General features: G+C 28.8%; 13 protein-coding genes and 2 pseudogenes. All 15 read right to left on the bottom strand.

Going from position 1 to position 16,045, the window contains the following annotated elements:
- Window positions 1-197: 197 nt before the first annotated feature.
- Window positions 198-1,118: a DUF4240 domain-containing protein gene (locus ACVEGE_RS16305; RefSeq protein WP_192501645.1), complete on the bottom strand. Its 921-nt coding sequence runs from the start codon at window positions 1,116-1,118 to the stop codon at window positions 198-200.
- A gap of 162 nt (window positions 1,119-1,280) precedes the next feature.
- Window positions 1,281-2,108: an alpha/beta hydrolase family protein gene (locus tag ACVEGE_RS16300; protein WP_192501646.1), complete on the bottom strand. Its 828-nt coding sequence runs from the start codon at window positions 2,106-2,108 to the stop codon at window positions 1,281-1,283.
- 153 nt (window positions 2,109-2,261) lie between these two features.
- Window positions 2,262-2,390 (bottom strand): annotated as a pseudogene (locus ACVEGE_RS16295) (IS30 family transposase); the annotation flags it as partial.
- Window positions 2,391-2,534: 144 nt separating this feature from the next.
- Complete coding sequence (locus ACVEGE_RS16290; RefSeq protein WP_192501455.1) at window positions 2,535-3,755, bottom strand: IS4 family transposase; 1,221 nt, start codon at window positions 3,753-3,755, stop codon at window positions 2,535-2,537.
- A gap of 80 nt (window positions 3,756-3,835) precedes the next feature.
- Window positions 3,836-4,687: pseudogene (locus ACVEGE_RS16285) on the bottom strand (IS30 family transposase); the annotation flags it as partial.
- 484 nt (window positions 4,688-5,171) lie between these two features.
- Window positions 5,172-5,672 (bottom strand): hypothetical protein, encoded by a 501-nt coding sequence (locus tag ACVEGE_RS16280; RefSeq protein WP_192501648.1) that lies wholly within the window; start codon window positions 5,670-5,672, stop codon window positions 5,172-5,174.
- A gap of 192 nt (window positions 5,673-5,864) precedes the next feature.
- A complete protein-coding gene (locus ACVEGE_RS16275; RefSeq protein WP_192501649.1) occupies window positions 5,865-6,587 on the bottom strand; it encodes a DUF3667 domain-containing protein in 723 nt (240 codons plus the stop codon).
- A gap of 198 nt (window positions 6,588-6,785) precedes the next feature.
- A complete protein-coding gene (locus tag ACVEGE_RS16270; RefSeq protein WP_173857496.1) occupies window positions 6,786-7,277 on the bottom strand; it encodes a hypothetical protein in 492 nt (163 codons plus the stop codon).
- A 176-nt stretch (window positions 7,278-7,453) separates the two neighbouring features.
- Window positions 7,454-8,803: an erythromycin esterase family protein gene (locus ACVEGE_RS16265; RefSeq protein WP_458008575.1), complete on the bottom strand. Its 1,350-nt coding sequence runs from the start codon at window positions 8,801-8,803 to the stop codon at window positions 7,454-7,456.
- A gap of 280 nt (window positions 8,804-9,083) precedes the next feature.
- On the bottom strand, window positions 9,084-9,755 hold the full coding sequence (locus tag ACVEGE_RS16260; protein WP_173857499.1) for a hypothetical protein: 672 nt from the start codon (window positions 9,753-9,755) through the stop codon (window positions 9,084-9,086).
- A 1,177-nt stretch (window positions 9,756-10,932) separates the two neighbouring features.
- Window positions 10,933-11,622: a DUF4349 domain-containing protein gene (locus ACVEGE_RS16255; protein ID WP_217424442.1), complete on the bottom strand. Its 690-nt coding sequence runs from the start codon at window positions 11,620-11,622 to the stop codon at window positions 10,933-10,935.
- Window positions 11,623-11,981: 359 nt separating this feature from the next.
- Window positions 11,982-12,593: a hypothetical protein gene (locus ACVEGE_RS16250; protein WP_192502053.1), complete on the bottom strand. Its 612-nt coding sequence runs from the start codon at window positions 12,591-12,593 to the stop codon at window positions 11,982-11,984.
- 149 nt (window positions 12,594-12,742) lie between these two features.
- The gene (locus ACVEGE_RS16245; protein WP_458008648.1) at window positions 12,743-13,582 is read right to left on the bottom strand and encodes an IS3 family transposase; all 840 of its coding nucleotides are present in this window, start codon (window positions 13,580-13,582) and stop codon (window positions 12,743-12,745) included.
- A 23-nt stretch (window positions 13,583-13,605) separates the two neighbouring features.
- Window positions 13,606-13,989, bottom strand: coding sequence for a helix-turn-helix domain-containing protein (locus ACVEGE_RS16240; RefSeq protein ID WP_192502009.1), 384 nt, complete (start codon window positions 13,987-13,989; stop codon window positions 13,606-13,608).
- 202 nt (window positions 13,990-14,191) lie between these two features.
- The gene (locus ACVEGE_RS16235; protein ID WP_192501611.1) at window positions 14,192-15,703 is read right to left on the bottom strand and encodes a hypothetical protein; all 1,512 of its coding nucleotides are present in this window, start codon (window positions 15,701-15,703) and stop codon (window positions 14,192-14,194) included.
- Between the last annotated feature and the right edge of the window lie 342 nt (window positions 15,704-16,045).

The following is a 16,045-nucleotide window of genomic DNA, read 5'->3' as shown; positions in this document are numbered from 1 at the left end:
AAAATGTTGATTTTAGTTTGCCTATTTTAGCACGAGCGTTTTTTCAAAACGGTATATAACGTTTTGGCGCTACAATATGTTTGGGATAAAAATGCGAGTTTTTTCCATTATGCACAAATTTTACAAGTACAAAAGCAACTTTAAATTAAGCCTAAAACCCAAATATCTTGTAACGGATGTTAGCCACAGTTATTTTTTCACATTCCGAATTTCGACCATAATTTCGGATATTTATTTTTTAAATATGTTTCGTCTTCTTCCCATTCTTCGCCTGAAATTTCAATGTTTTCTTGAATTCCTTGTGGTATATTATTACCTGTCTTTTTTATATAAATATCGTTCGGAACATAACTCAAACCTTCCCAATCTCCATTATTTGTTTCGCTAAGTTCGGAAAGATTTTCAATATTTTGGACTGCACTTTCAAATATTGATTTTCCTTGTCCAATTAGCCAACCTCTAAAGTCAGAGAAACAATCATCAGAACATCCCCCATTAATTATATATGCAGACGCCCAAAAATCCCAATTATAAATTTCGCCTTTTAAAGTTCTAAATTTATTGTCAAATTCTAAAACTTCAATAGCTGTAAGTTTAATTAGTTCTTTTGAAAGTTCAGATTGTTGTTTCTCATAATTTCCGAAGCTATTAGTTTTGCAAATCTCAATAATTTTCCAAAATTTTTCGGCTTCCATTAATTGTTTAGAATCTTGAACAGGTTCTTTAATTTCAGTTTCCGTATTTTGATATTTAAAAAATTCTTTAAAACTTTTAGCAAAACCAAAGTGATAAATTGATATTGAATAAACTAAAGTCATAACTAATAAAGGAACTTTATTTATGAAAGGTACTTCTAAAGTAAATAAACTAATAACCGCTACTAAAAGAGCTAAAGAAAATAATCCTATTGAGGTAATTTTTGCCCATTTTTTGCCCTTATAAACCATTATTAAAAGTCCAATTGTAAATAGAAAACTAATTAATTGTCTAACAAGTTTTGTAGATTCAATTTCAGGTCTTACAGATTGATAAAAATATATTGTATGGATAGAAACTAACAAAATACTTATGGAAATAAGTATTGTTTTCCCCTTCCCTATTTTAGCTAATTCGTTCATTTTTAATGTTTTCGGTATAATTGTAGCCAACATTTTGCGGATTTGCGAGGTTGCGAACTTCGTGACCGAGATTTTTCGGCTAAAAAAAAATTTCTTGCGAAAGATAAGCGTGAATTTATCACATATTTCGCCATTTATGCAAACCACTGTTAGCAGATGTATTTATTTCAACGTCCATTTTATAAATTCATTCATTACTTCTGTCCAATGATCTTTTTCATAATCAGCTCTTCCGTCATCATTTACCTCGTAAAAATTATGTTCTAAATTTAAGTATCTTTTATATGTCAAATTATTTTTTGCATTTTGAATATAAAATAGAGGAACTAAATCACATAAATCAGAAGCAATGTCATTTGTCCCATAGGCTAAATATGTTGGTATTTTAATTTTCAACCAATCGTTTATTAAAGGTCTTGAAAATGATTTCCAAGCTAATAAATTTGGATTTTTCTTTAAAGTATCTTCATTATAAGAATCTCTATACATTTGATATGTATCTACCATACTTTTATCGGCTTCTATCCAAGTAATTTTTTTGTTTTCTGCGGACTTTCTATCTTCACGAATTAATTGGTCAATTCTACCAAAAGGGTTTGAACCAAATAGACCTAAGTGAGTAACATTTTTATTTTTTAATGAAATTAATGTGGCTACTTTTGAACCTTGAGAATGTCCTGCAACAATGAGTTTTGAATTGTCAACCCATTTTTGGTTTCTTAAAAAGCTTAATACTTTGTTAGCTCTATCTTTATAATTTTCTAAATAATCAGCTTTTACATATTCTTTTGAAAATTCATTAGTTTCATTTGAGTTTGGAATAAAGCAATATGATTTATTTAAGTTTTTTTCGTCTACTATTACTGGTGTTTTTGGCATAGAAATTACGATTAAATGATAGTTTCTGCGTATTTCATTTATATCAAAATTTGTAATTCCGCCTCCAAACATCCACATTTGCTCTTTTTCAGGTTTAATAAATAAAGGCATTGGTAATGACCCTTGACAAAATAAAAAAATTGGTTTTTTTTCATCAAGTTTTGTATCAATTACTATGAAGTTTATTATGTCTTTTTTTTCTTTTAAACTAAATAATATTGCTTCATTGTTTATGATGGGTGGATTCAATTAACAAATGCAACCTCATGCACATTGTTTAAGTTTTTGCTCAAAAATTTCATTTGGACTTTTAAAACCAAATCTTTTTCTGGGTCTGTTATTTAATTTATTTGTTACTCTTAAAACCTCTTCTTCTGTTATTAAATCATTGTTGTCCGGTAAAAATAATTTGAAAGTTATTTTTTCTTTATTTTGCAAGGCTTGACGAGGTTTTAACCTAGTTCAGCTTGTTTTCGAGTACTATCTTGAGAATTCGATGTACTAAAAAATATAATTTTTGGTTTGTTATATCGAATTTTATCCAGTTGCTAAATAATCATCAAATAAACCTATTTGACCATCTTTTATATGATCTAATTCCCAGTCTTTTTCAGGACTTTCTAAGAATTTAGTTAGGTGAATGTAATTGAATAAATGAATTCTACAAAAACTAATTAAATTCGAGAAAGACCATTGTCGTTTCAAGCTTTTCTTTATCACGCCTAGCAATAGATTTACTATTAGAACACAGTAAATTTGGATTTTAATAGCGTTTTCATTGTCTCCTAAAAAATATTTTAGAGGAAAATTTTGCTTGATTTGTTTGAACAAAAGCTCTATTTGCCAACGTATTTTATAAAGTGCAGCTATTGTGTCTGCTCTAAAGTCAAACAAATTACTAATAAACTCAAATCTTCTTTTGTGTTCTCTGTCATAGTACATTATTTTCCTTAATTTCAATTTGGTTTTTACGCCTTCCTTATTGACTTCAACTTCAATTATTTCGTCCGATAAAACACCGCAGTGAATGTTCCTTGGAATGTCATTTGTTTGTGTTACTTCATATTTTGCATTCTCTTTTATTCTCGTTACAAAACCTGTTTTTTGAGCTGTAAAATGCTCAAAAGCTTTGTAATCATTGTATCCTTTATCGAATATATAAACGGTATGTTCATCGCATTTTAGTCTTTTCAAAAACTGATGATCATGCGTTATGGCTGATGTGAACCAAACTAAACTTGGTACTTTTTCATCGGCATTTATCACACTATGCGATTTAATTCCTCCTTTACTTTTTCCGTCAACAGACTTTCTACCAACACATTTTAATATATCTTTAAACAAGCTTATTGTGGTGCTATCTACAATCTTAACATTCTTCTTCAAAGCTTCTTTAATTCGACTGTCCGATAAAACGAAGCTATATTTCTGAAGTAAATTGGTATAAATTTCTTCAAAAAACTCAACCTTACGTCCCTTGTTGGCATCCGCCAAAGTACTCTTTTTGGGAAGAGAGTTGATTCTAACAGTTTCTTCCTTACCTGACAAACCAAGCATTCCTCCAGATACTTCTCGTAAAGAGTTGCACTTTTCTATGCAACAAAATATCATACTAAATAGATGATCTTGACTCTTGAAACGTTTTACATATCGGTCTGAATTATATTTCTCAACAGCTTTCTGAATCATGGAGTCATCTATTAAAGAAATTAGCTGTCCGAAAACAGACTTAGTCGAAAAATACTTATTTTTACCCATCGTTATTTGAATTTTGCAACTCTAAATTACGATTATTTTAAGAAGCCATTAATTTGGCTTCTTTTTTTATCGGACAACAATGTTATTAAATCAAAGTTATATTTTTTTGGAAAATATTGTCTTACTAGACCATTTAAATTTTCATTAGCACCTCTTTCCCAACTACAATATGGGTTGGCAAAAAAGTATGAGATTTCTAGTATTTCAGATACTTTTTTATGGTTTGCAAACTCTTTCCCATTATCAGATGTGATGGTGTGCAAAATGGGTTTCCAATCCATTAATAATTCAATTAATTTCTCCTGAATTTCTTGTGATTCCTTACTGTTTATTTTAGCCATTTTAAGCACACCTGATGCTCTATCATTTATTGTTAACAAAGCTCCTTTGTGATTTTTACCTATTACCAAATCAATTTCTAAATCCCCAATTCTTTGCTTTTCTTCTACAACCAACGGCCTGTTTTCAATACCAACTCTATCTTTAATAATACCTCTTGAGCCTTTTAAAGCCCCTCTTTTAGCATATCGCTTTCCTTTTGTGCGTAGGTGCTTATAATGTTGTCCGCCTTTCTTTTTGTCGCTCCAAATGAATTGATAAATTGTTTCAATCGAAACACATTCAAAGTTTTTATCACTGCAATATCCTACTATTTGTTCAGGACTGAAATCTTCTTCTAAAAGATGAATAACATGTGCTTTTATCTGTTCAGTAAAGCGTATTTTCTTAGCTTTTTCATGCTGTCGAATACTGGCTTTACTTTGGGCTAATTTAGCTTTATAAACTTTATTTCTTTGATCGGAATTTCTGGATAGCTCTCTTGAAATTACAGATTTATCTCTACCTATAACCTCTCCAATTTTACTCATTGAAAATCCTTGTGAACGAAGTGTAGCAATTTCGTATCTTTGTTCAATCGTTAAATGTGACATCTTTTTTTTGTGCTTAGTAACCCAAAAATAAGAGAAATTTTTTTCGTAGCCTACTGATAAGTCTTGAAGATCTAGATCTTCAAGACTTATCAGTAGGCTTTATTTAAACAAATAAGGAGTGTTGCATTTATCACTTGAATCTAAGATGTTAAAATTTTGACCAAAACTGAATTGTGTTAATATCAGTAAAATTAAAGTTCTTCGTAGTTTTTTCATAATATATCTGCCAACGTCTCGTGGCTTTATTTCAGTTGCGAACTTAGTGACCGATTATTTTCGGCTAAGATAAATTTTCTTGCGAAAGATAAACGTGATTTTACCACATATTTCGCCATTTATGCAAACCGCTGTTCGCGGTTCGGTTGTTTATTTATAAAGTTTATCAATGCCAATTTTCGATTTAGTTTGGTTTTGCGTTTTAGTTTTCAAAATTTGCACTTTTCTATTTCACTTAAATTTTTTCTCCATAAATAACTAATGTTAATTAATTATATTTATAATAAGCTGTTTTTTGAAAATTATATAAATTATTAAGTTTTGTACTACCATCATATAAATAAGGAAATGATTTCGATACTAATAATGAATCTTTAATGTAGAATTTTTCGTTTGTGAAAATTATATAGCCAATATTTGGTATACAGTCTTTTATAATCTCTTTAATTTTATAATTATCTTTTGCAATCGTATCTTTTGGAGGTGGAGGAGGTTTAAGTATAAAACTTTCGATATAATAACATCCTTTAGGTTCAAAACTATTTAAAACTAAAGTGTCATTATTAATTTTCCACTTTCCTTTCGATATTGAATGTGAAACACAAGCAGAACGACTGTACTCAAATGTATTGTTCGATTTGATTGTTAAATTTCCATTTAACGAATACCATTTATATTCAAAAGTATTTGGAATAATTGCATGTTTTTTTTCACAACTCAAAAGAGTTAGAAAAACAAAAGCTACAATATTTAAACACTTTTTTTTCATTTCTACATTTTTTTTCAACTGACCGCTAACGTGATGCGGCTTTACAATGGTGGCGAACTTCGTGACCGATTATTTTCGGTTAAGATAAAATTTCTTGCGAAAGATAAATGTGAATTTATCCATATTTCGCCATTTTTACAAACCGCTGTTAGTGGCAGTTTTTATTTTTCAGTTTCTTTTACTTGTCAATTTCTAATGTTTGATTACTAAGTCAATTAATATACCTAAAAATAATGCTAAAGCCGTAAAAGATATCATTCCTAAAATATAAGCTGAGAAAGCTTTTATATAATTTATTGCTTTGTTTTTTCCAAAGAATTGTCCGATTGCCCAAGTACAGTAAATCACTCCTAAAATTCCACCTATTTGTGATATGTTTAGGTTTGTCAATCCTGCAATTAGAGCAAATACTGAGAAAATCAACATAGAAATACCTATAACAAAGCAAATTAATATTAAGATTTCAAAAAAGTTAAAATCATATTTTTTGAAGAAGATTTTTGTCCAAAATGCAATAAAGATTCCTATAATAATATTTGCATAACCGTAGTGTCCTTGTACCCAACTGAAAATTTTCATTGGCGTGTTTAATTCATCGCCATCACTTTTAAATGTTACATATTGAGCTTGTATGTGAAAAAAGTTGATAATAAGAGTGTAAATTAATGATGTTATAATTATAAAAATAATTGGTTTTACAAGTCTATTTCTATCTTCAGAGAGGTAATTACTTATATTCTGACCAGGTTTTATAAAAAGTTCTTTAATTGTATAAAAAATTCCACGTTCAAAATGCAATATGTGTTCAATTTCGTGAATTATATAATGTCCGTCAATTCGTTTTAGTATTGTCGGTTTTCCACATTCTGGACAAAATTTTGAATTTATTTCTGTCTTACAATTTTTACAATTCATTTTATTTATTATTTTTTAAAATTTGTCAATTTTTATATTTTCCGTCGCTTCGGTAAAATTGCTACTAACGTTTCGTGGCTTTATTTCAGTTGCGAACTTCGTGACTGATTATTTTCGGTTAAGATAAAATTTCTTGCGAAAGATAAACGTGAATTTACCACATATTTCGCCAATTTTGCAAACCGCTGTTGGTGGCAGTTATAATTTTCTACCAAGTTTATAATATATTTGTTTAAAACTATTTATTTTTAATTTTCCTTTATGTTGGACTTTCATTTCAAATTTGAGTTTTGTATAATTTGAATAATAAAAACTAGAGATTTGATTTTCTAATTTTCCGTTTTTAAATAACCACAAAGATTCGTGATAACCTGATTTAGAATATTGGTCTACAATTTTTGAAAAGTCATAATAAGTAAATAATCTTTCTGTTTTCAGAAATGGGAATATTAAGTTTTTAAAAATGACTTTATCTTTTTCAATTATTATTCTTTTTAGTTGAAAAACTAAGCTTAAAGCAAATATTTCAAGGAAAATTATGAGAAATAAAATAAACGGTTTGTAAGTCCAAAATCCATATTCAAATATTCGATTACCTGCTTTTATGAAAATTGTCCAAAATAAAATTCCCACAAGAAAATTTATAATTAGAACAAGCAAAAAGGAAGTTATTTTTATTTTAGATTTCATTTATTTGTCTTATTTTTCGGTATCTGCGAGATAATTGCCACCAACGTCTTGGCGCTACAAGAGGTTTGGGATTATAGATGCGAGATTTTTCCATTATGCACAAATTTTACAAGTACAAAACCATTTTTAAATGCAGCCAAATGCCCAAATCTCGTGTAACGGCTGTTGTAAAACGTTTATTTCGAAATCAAGTTATTAGTCGGAAGTGTAATATTTTTTACAAAGATTAATCCATCGTACATTTCCGAAAACTTTTTTTGATACAAATGATTATTTTTTGGATTGAAACCACCACCACCTGCAACTATTTGTTCTGTTTTCTTTTTGAAGAAATTTGATGAACTACCATTTAAGGCTTTATAGATATCAATAAAGTAAATTTCGTCCTTTGTATCAATAAGTGTTTCGGCATAAGTTTTTGCAAATGGTTTATTTAATTCAACTTTTTTCCAACTGGGTTTTTCGTTTGTATTAGAGAAATAACCTGCTTGTGTACCTGTGCCAAAATCAAACCCAACACTATAATAATCATTTTTAAAATATTCTTTCATATGTCGTCCGAAATTATAAATGTTTCGGTTACTATAATTTCCAAATCCTTTATTATTAATGTGCTCGTTATGAGCCCAAATAAAAGCTTTCCCGTTTTTTGATTTATTTTCTACTATCCATTTAGCATTTTCGAACATCTTTAAATCTCTATCTTGACTATAATAGTTTTGTACATAGTAGGTATATTTTATTAAATAATCTAAAGCTCTAATTGCAGAATTGAACTCAACACTATTCTCATTTTTAATATTTTTTTTAAAATCTACTAAAATACTTTCGATTTCAATTAGCTTTGGAATTTGAGTATCTGCCCAATTATTTTGTTTCATATATTCAACTTTTTTTTCTACACATTTATCCGCTATTAAAAGAAGTTCTTCAGGGATAGGGATATTATAATTTTTAACTAAATCACGTATTTCTTGATTAATATTTTTTACATTTTGAATATCCATACCATAAAACTTAATTTGTTCGTCTTTTGGTTTATTTAAATTGTAACTTCTCATCCATTCCAAAAGGTTTACTACTTCTTTGCAATACCAAAATCCGATGCTAAAATTGTTAACAATAGTTTCAGCGTTTCCTTTTCCACCACTAATCCATTCATTGATACCTGCTTCTGAAGTGTATGAATCCTCAATAATAAACACTTTTACATCTTGATTTTCAACCAAATATTTGAAGAATTTTGTTTTTATGTCGAAAAATTCTTTACCTTGATGAGTAGTTTCTCCGAATCCGAATATTTTTGCATCAGCAAACTTTTGCGGAAGGTTATTGTTGAATATCGTAAGGTTCGTATTTGGATCTGCATCTTCAATTTTAATTGCATTTTCATTAATCCAATTAACAGCTTTATCATCTTGGGCGTATGTTTGAAATGATATAAAATATGTAATGGCTAAAATAAAAATTCTCATTTGTTGCGTTAGGTTATTGAATTCTCCCATTTTGGGTAATATATCGTACAACGTTTTACCACTTTGAGATGGCTGGAAGTTCGTAACCGCTAATTTTTCGGCTTAACGAAAACTTGATGCGGAACGATAATTCCACTAAATTCCAGCTTGCTCAAAATGGCGGTTACAGTAAGCCTTTATAGTGTATAAAAGCATTCTAAATGTCTATTTGTTCCCGTTAATTATTTATTATTATTATTAGTAGTATAATTGACATAATATTTTTGCGAAAATGTCTACAATCATCAATTTTATTTTGACTTCACAATTTACTCATAAGCATATTCGCATATTATTCAATACTTCCATCCCAGTAACTTGCTCCTGTTTTCCATTTTCTATTAGTTTTCTTCATCAAAGTAGTGTAATTATTAAATACACTTCCAAATAAAAAACCTTTTCTAGCAGTAATACTTATAAAAGCATTGTTTTCGTCAATTATTATAGGTTTTTTTATAAATAAAACTAATTTTTCAGAAAGCTCAATAAATCTATCTTTTTTTAAATAGTTTCTTAATGTATCATTTTTCATTATATTAACTTTAAAGTTTCTTATATCAGAACTCTTCCAATGATACTCCTTTTTATCACTATATTTATTTTTTAATTCTTTGATTTGTATAGAGTCAAGAATCCAACCAAGTCTTTGGTTATCCTCTGCTGTTGCCTCGTTTCCGTCACTATGAAAATCTCTATATGCATACTCATAAGCCAAAAGGTTTTCAATACCATTACCCGCATCTTCAATCATAATAATTTCAAGGTTATTATAACTTTTGTATCTTTCAGATGCTAGTTCTATATCTAAAAAATCATTTACAATGTTTTTTTCTTCTATGGTTAAGGTGTCAACTAATGATTGTAATTGTGTCAATGGTTGAGTTTCTTTTATTTTCGGAGTTTTTTTTTGGGATGTGCAAGAAGTAAAGATTGCAATTAATAATGTATAAATTAAATATTTCATAATTACTATAATTTAGTTACAAGGGTTACCTGTTGGTGTTTGTTCGTTTGGTGTTCCTGCACCTATTACTGTTCCATTTTGTTCACATGCGGCTCTATTGATTATCCTTTGTCTATTTGGATTTCCTACTGGATACGTTGCATCAAATACGGGAGTCCCATTTAATCCTCCCCAAGCTAAATCGCTAAAGATTTGTTGTGGGCTTGTACCTTCTGTAACAGGAATACCAGTTTGAAATTCTTGTAAAGTGTCTTTTCCTAATATAGGTTGACAATTTTTGTTGTCAAATTGATATTCAAAAATAGTGTTTTGTAATCGGAATATTGATAACTTTTTTTAAAAAATTCCCTTCGGGTTTTAAAAAAGTTACCAACATTCCTTACGCACTTAAAGTTGGTTTTTTTATTTTTCTATAGGATTTGTATTTGTGTTGTTGTTTTTTTGTTAGTGCCATAAGTTGCTAAAAGTGTTTAATTTTTTGTCAACCTATTTCAGGATTTTACAGTCATAGTATTGGTGCTAACGGTTCCTGGCTTAGCTTGGTGGGGAACTTTTAAGCAGATTATTTTTGGCTGTACGAATATATGAAAAAAAACGGAAATTCCACTAAATTCCCCATCATGCTAAACCAGTGTTGTAATATGTTTTTATCAGCACAAAAATTCCTCGTTATTCAATTTTTAGGCACAATACTTTTCGCCACAAACTGCATCATTTTCATTAAAGCTAATTATTTTCTACTTACATGATTTCAACAAAATTTGTTTCGACGCAAACTGCATCACTTTAATTTAACCAAAATACTTTCGGCTTAACGATTTTACTAAAATCTATTTCGACGCAAACTGCATAACTTCAATTTATCCAAATTACTTTCTGCTTAAAGATTTCGCCAAAATCTATTTCACATAAAACTTTTCAAATTTTCTTTGATAAACGACAACTTTTTGGATTGCAGATTATTTTCTTAGTAGGAGATAAGCAAGGAATTTTTCACCGCAAAATTCGGCGCTAAAATATATTACAACGTGTTGCGGCTTGCAGAAGTGGCGAAATTCGTGACTGATTATTTTCGGCTAAGATAAAATTTCTTGCGAAAGATAAACGTGAATTTACCACATATTTCGCCATTTTTGCAAACCGCTGTTAGCTGTAGTGCATTATTTTCTTCGGTTCGTTATTCGTTTATTTTACTTGTTATTGCATTTAATATTTTTGTTTTATCCACTATTAGTAAAAGCACAAAAACTGTAAGCGAAAGTCCAAACAAACTGAACACAAAAATTGCAAAATATTTAATTGTCCATTCTAAAGCAACTTTTACCCTGTGAATAAAACTTATATTTTTTTCTGTAGCACCTTCGTACATAGAAAGTTTAACCGTACAAAACTCATTTTCTGTGTCAAAGTTGCCAAGTTCGACGCCAAGTTCTTGAGCTTTTTCTTCAATTTCTAAAATTTTGTCGTTTAATGCTACAAAATCTGCAATTTGTCCACCTTTTGATTTTAGGTCGTTTAAGTTTTGTAGAGTTTTTTCAATAGAGGTTTTCTTTGCATTTAGTTGCCTATATTCGTTTGTTTTATCAACTTTTGTAATTTCAGTTGCTTTTATAACACCTATCTTTTGAAGGTCAATATATAAGCTGTCAAAAAGAATTGGATTTACACCAATTAGTAGATGAATTTGTCTATTTCCCTTTTGTCCAAGGTTCTGTTCATATTGAATAACAGAATTATATTTTTTTGCATTTGCTTTAAGTGTCTTTTCATCTTTTTCAAATTCAGAAGTTTTTGTTTTAATTGATGCTGTTTTTTCAAACTTTTGATTAGAAGCAACATTAGAGGAAACTTGAACATCGCCTTTCATAGCAATTTTTTCAGAAGCATAGTTTTTTCTCAAATTGTCAATACTACTAAAAAAGTTGTCGCTGTAATCGTTTCCATTATTGTTGTCAGTTGCCACAAAACCATAAAGTAGTCTAAACGCAAAAAGTAAAATAAATATTCCACCAAACCATTTACTTGTTTTCCAAAATCGTGTTTTAAAATTTGTATTCATATTGTCAAATTGTTTATTTTTTATTCGGTTTTCGGGCATTACAGCCAACGTCTCGCGGCTTGCGGAAGTGGCGAACTTCGTGACCGAGATTTTTCGGCTAAGATAAAATTTCTTGCGAAAGATAAACGTGAATTTACCACATATTTCGCCATTTTTGCAAACCGCTGTTATGCACAGTCTTTTCTTTTATTCTGATGATATTTTGTCAAAATATAAATATCAAGAATTGTTACAGTCGAAAATAAAATAATCGCAATCCATAACCCCCAAAGTCTGTCGTTAAAAATTCCAATTGGTTCTGAAATGATTAAAAAGAGTAATGCTAAAGCATCTAAAAGAACAATAATTTTAATTGCGTTGGCATCAAGGTATTTTATTGTCAAACTTAAAATTGACAATAAGAAATATATGAAGATACTAAAAATGGTAATATAACTTACGGAATCTATTATCATTGCAAATCCTGAAAATGTATTTTCTTTTGAAACAAGAATAGGTTGCAGAAAAGTGTATTTTTTGGAAAGTGTTTGTGAAAGTGTTTTTTCTTTTTCCTCAGGCTTTGATTCTTCATTTACAATTGATTTATGTTCCTTATCTATAACTAAACTATCTATTTTTAATGTATTAGTTAACTCAGTGGTTACACTTGTCGTATCAATCTGTACTGTTTCTTCTGCAGGTGCTTCTGCTTTTTTACAGCCAGTGTAAAAAAAGGGCAGACACAAACATAAAAATGTCATCCAATGCAAAAATATTGAGTATTTAATCTTTTTTTTCATTTGTTTATCAGTTCGGTTTTGTCTTGTCCTGATATAGGTTGACCTTTTTTTGTTAATGTATAATTTCAAAAATAGGTGATTGTAGTCGGAATATTGATAAGTTTAGAAAAAATCTTTGAAAGGATTTTTTTCCAAACTTGTCAACATTCCTACGCAACTAAATTAGTATTTTTTTTCTTTTTATAAGGCTTGTATTGATGGGTTTGATTTTTATGTGCATATTGTGGTGTTTTCATTTCAAGAGAGCAATGTCTACGCTCATTATTGTAAATTTCTATAGCTTGTTTCACCATTTTTTGTGCTGTTTTTAAATTTGGAATTGTTTTATTTAGTCCAAATTCATGTTTTAAAATTCCGTTTATTCTTTCGGCTACTGCATTTTCGTAAGGGCTTGAATTTTGAGTTGTACTTAAAATAATGTTCTTTGATTTGGCAAATTCAGCAAAGTCCGGACAGCAATATTGTATACCTCTGTCGGAATGATGGATTAGATTTTCATTTTTATAAAGTCTGTTTTTAACAGCCATTTGCATTGCGTCTTTGACAAGTTGAACTTTCATATTTGTATCAATTTTGTATCCCATTATTTTCTTGGAATAAACGTCAGTAACCAGGGCTAAATAGGCATGTTGTGAAGCTAATTTAATATAGGTTATATCGCTAACAAAGACTTGTTCTGCGTGTTTTATTTCAAGGTCTTTAAGTAAGTCGTCTGACTTGTAAAACCCATGTTTAGAGTCAGTTGTTATATGATAAAGCTTTGTTTTTTTGATTAATAAATTATGATATTTTAAAAAGTGAATAAACTTATCTCTACCCATTTTTATATCATTTTTTAGAAAGTCATCTTTGATATCCAAGTGTAGTTTTTTACCTCCATATCGTACCATTTTTTGACGGATAGGTGTTATGAGTTCTTTGATCTTTACAGCCTGTAAATCTTCTGTTTTTTGTTTGTTCATTCGTTTGTAATAAGCCTGTTTGCTTATTCCGAAGCATTGGGAGAACCATTTTATTTTAAAAGGTCTTTCTTTTTTTTCTCCACTTCTTTTAGTAATGCTTCGGGTAATGACTTTTTTGCAAAATCAAGATTAGTGCTTACTTCAAAATCAGCAATTATCATTTGTTGAAAGTCTTTGATGAACTCAAGTTCTTCGATTCGTTCTTTGAGTTTTTTGATTTCCTCGTTTTTACTCATGGCTTTAGAATTTTGTTCAAAGGAACGCAATTTTTTCATCCAATAGGTTATTGAAGAGCGAGAAATTCCATGTAATTTGGAAGCGTGATTTACCGAAATTTGACCGTTTGAAATTTGGTCAATGATGGAAAGTTTTAGGTCAAAACCAATTTTTTTGTACTCAATTTTTGGACAGTGTCCGTTTTTTGTGGGTTCCATAGTTTACTAAAAGTGTTTAATTTTTAGTCAACCTATTTCAGGATTTGTCATTTTTTAAGATTGTGCATAACGTTTCGCGGCTTGCAGAAGTGGCGAACTTCGTGACCGATTATTTTCGGCTAAGATAAAATTTCTTGCGAAAGATAAACGTGAATTTACCACATATCTCGCCATTTATGCAAACCGCTGTTGGCAGAAGTAGTTATTTTCCTTTACCGTATTTTCTGAATGATGCAATAAACTGATATATAAAGTATCCAATCACTACTTTATTTAGAAAATCAATAGTCATAGACATCACGTTAAACTTATCTTTATCTACTAAAAAATCACTTCTATGTGTTAAATCAATAAAAGAAAAATAATATCCAATTAGATTTAAATCGATATCGTTGTAGTTAAAAATTCGATTCAAACTATATAAGTAGCTTAAATACATAAAAATAGAAGATAGTAAAAACCATTTTAAGGGTTTTCCAATTGATAAACCGTGACCATTTGAAAAATCATTTAAGTAAAGAATTGATTTATCCCAACCAGAAATGTCTTTTATTTTTCTTAATGCTTCGAAAGAGATTGCTTGAAGTTTTTGTGCTTCATAAATATTTCCTGTTTTTTCTAACGCATTTTTTAATTGTAAGAAGGTTTCATATTGGTCTTTATAGAAACTTTCCTTAAGATTTTCAGGATAATGTACGTTTTCTAATGATTTAAAGTTTTCAAAACTTATACTATCTTTTGGGAAGTTACAAGATGTAAAACTGGTTTCACTAAATCTTGTTCTAAAAAAGGAAATAGTTGAATATTTAGAAAAATCAAAATTATCAAACCAAGTATTTTTTAAATTACTTTTATGGATTTCAATTTTAGCTAATTTTTTTAAATTTAAAAGCGGTCTAATATTATAAAATGTCAATTCACTTTTTGGAATTAAATTGTGAATATATAGTCTTTGAACTAGTGCATTTTCTACGGTTATTGGGCCTTTAGGAGTTCCATTTAAATAGAGTGAATATAAATACGAATTGTTTATTTTTGTATAGTCATCTTGAAAATCAATTGAATATTTTACGCTTAAATTAATAGAAAATTTCTTTTTATTTTCTTCAGTTAAAAAATATTTTATTTTATAATCTTCTATTCCACTTTGTCGGTCGATTTTTAAGCCTGTATTTTTTTTATCAATATTGTGAGTATAGAAATTTATTTTTGAAATGTTCTCTAAATTATAACTTTGAGATTGTTTAATAACTTCATTAAAATCTTCGATTTTTAATCTGGAAATTAATCTAAGCCAAATTCTCGGAAAAACATTTTCTTCTGTAAATGATATACTTATTGTATTTAAATTACTTGCAAATAGAACTCCATTTATTAGACAATTGTTTATTGACAATCCTCTTAAATTATTGTTTTTTATATTGCCAGTAAATAAACAAGTAAAAAAATGCAAATCAATTTTTTTAGAAACTATATTTTCAATCTGAATATTTTCAATATAGCAACCTGATAAAGATATTGAAACGTTAAAATCAGTTTCTTCAAAGTTTTCAATTATTACTTTTTTAAAATCACAATCAGAAATTGCATAAGTAATTCTTCCATCAATAAAATCTTGACCGTCAAAATTATTTTTTAATATTACCAATGTAACTTCTTCTTGAAAACGCTGACTTTCTAACTTTTCATATGGTTTTATTTCAATTATTCTCATAAACTGATTTTAAGTCTGTTTTCTCCCATTCTGCGGTACTATTTCTGCCAACTTCTATATATCATCAAATATACACCTCTTTTTCTCATCTCAACATTAAATATTAAGTTTTTTCTTGTTTAAATTCCATTGAATGGTATTGTTTTTGATTATTTAATGGAAGAATTATAAAGCAAAGCCTAAGCTTTTTCTAAAATAAAAAAAGAGTTTGCGCGTAGTTTTTTAAAAAAAGAAGTACTTTAGTATTCTGGATTTTTAGCCCTGATGGTCACGGCATCCTTTTTATTTTTTTCTTTATAAAAATAAAAAGATACAGTAGACAGCAGGAAATAGCTCCAGATA

The organism is Flavobacterium sp. PL002 (assembly GCF_054165825.1).
Note: the sequence above shows the minus strand (reverse complement) of the source record. Positions and strands in the feature narration are given on the sequence as shown.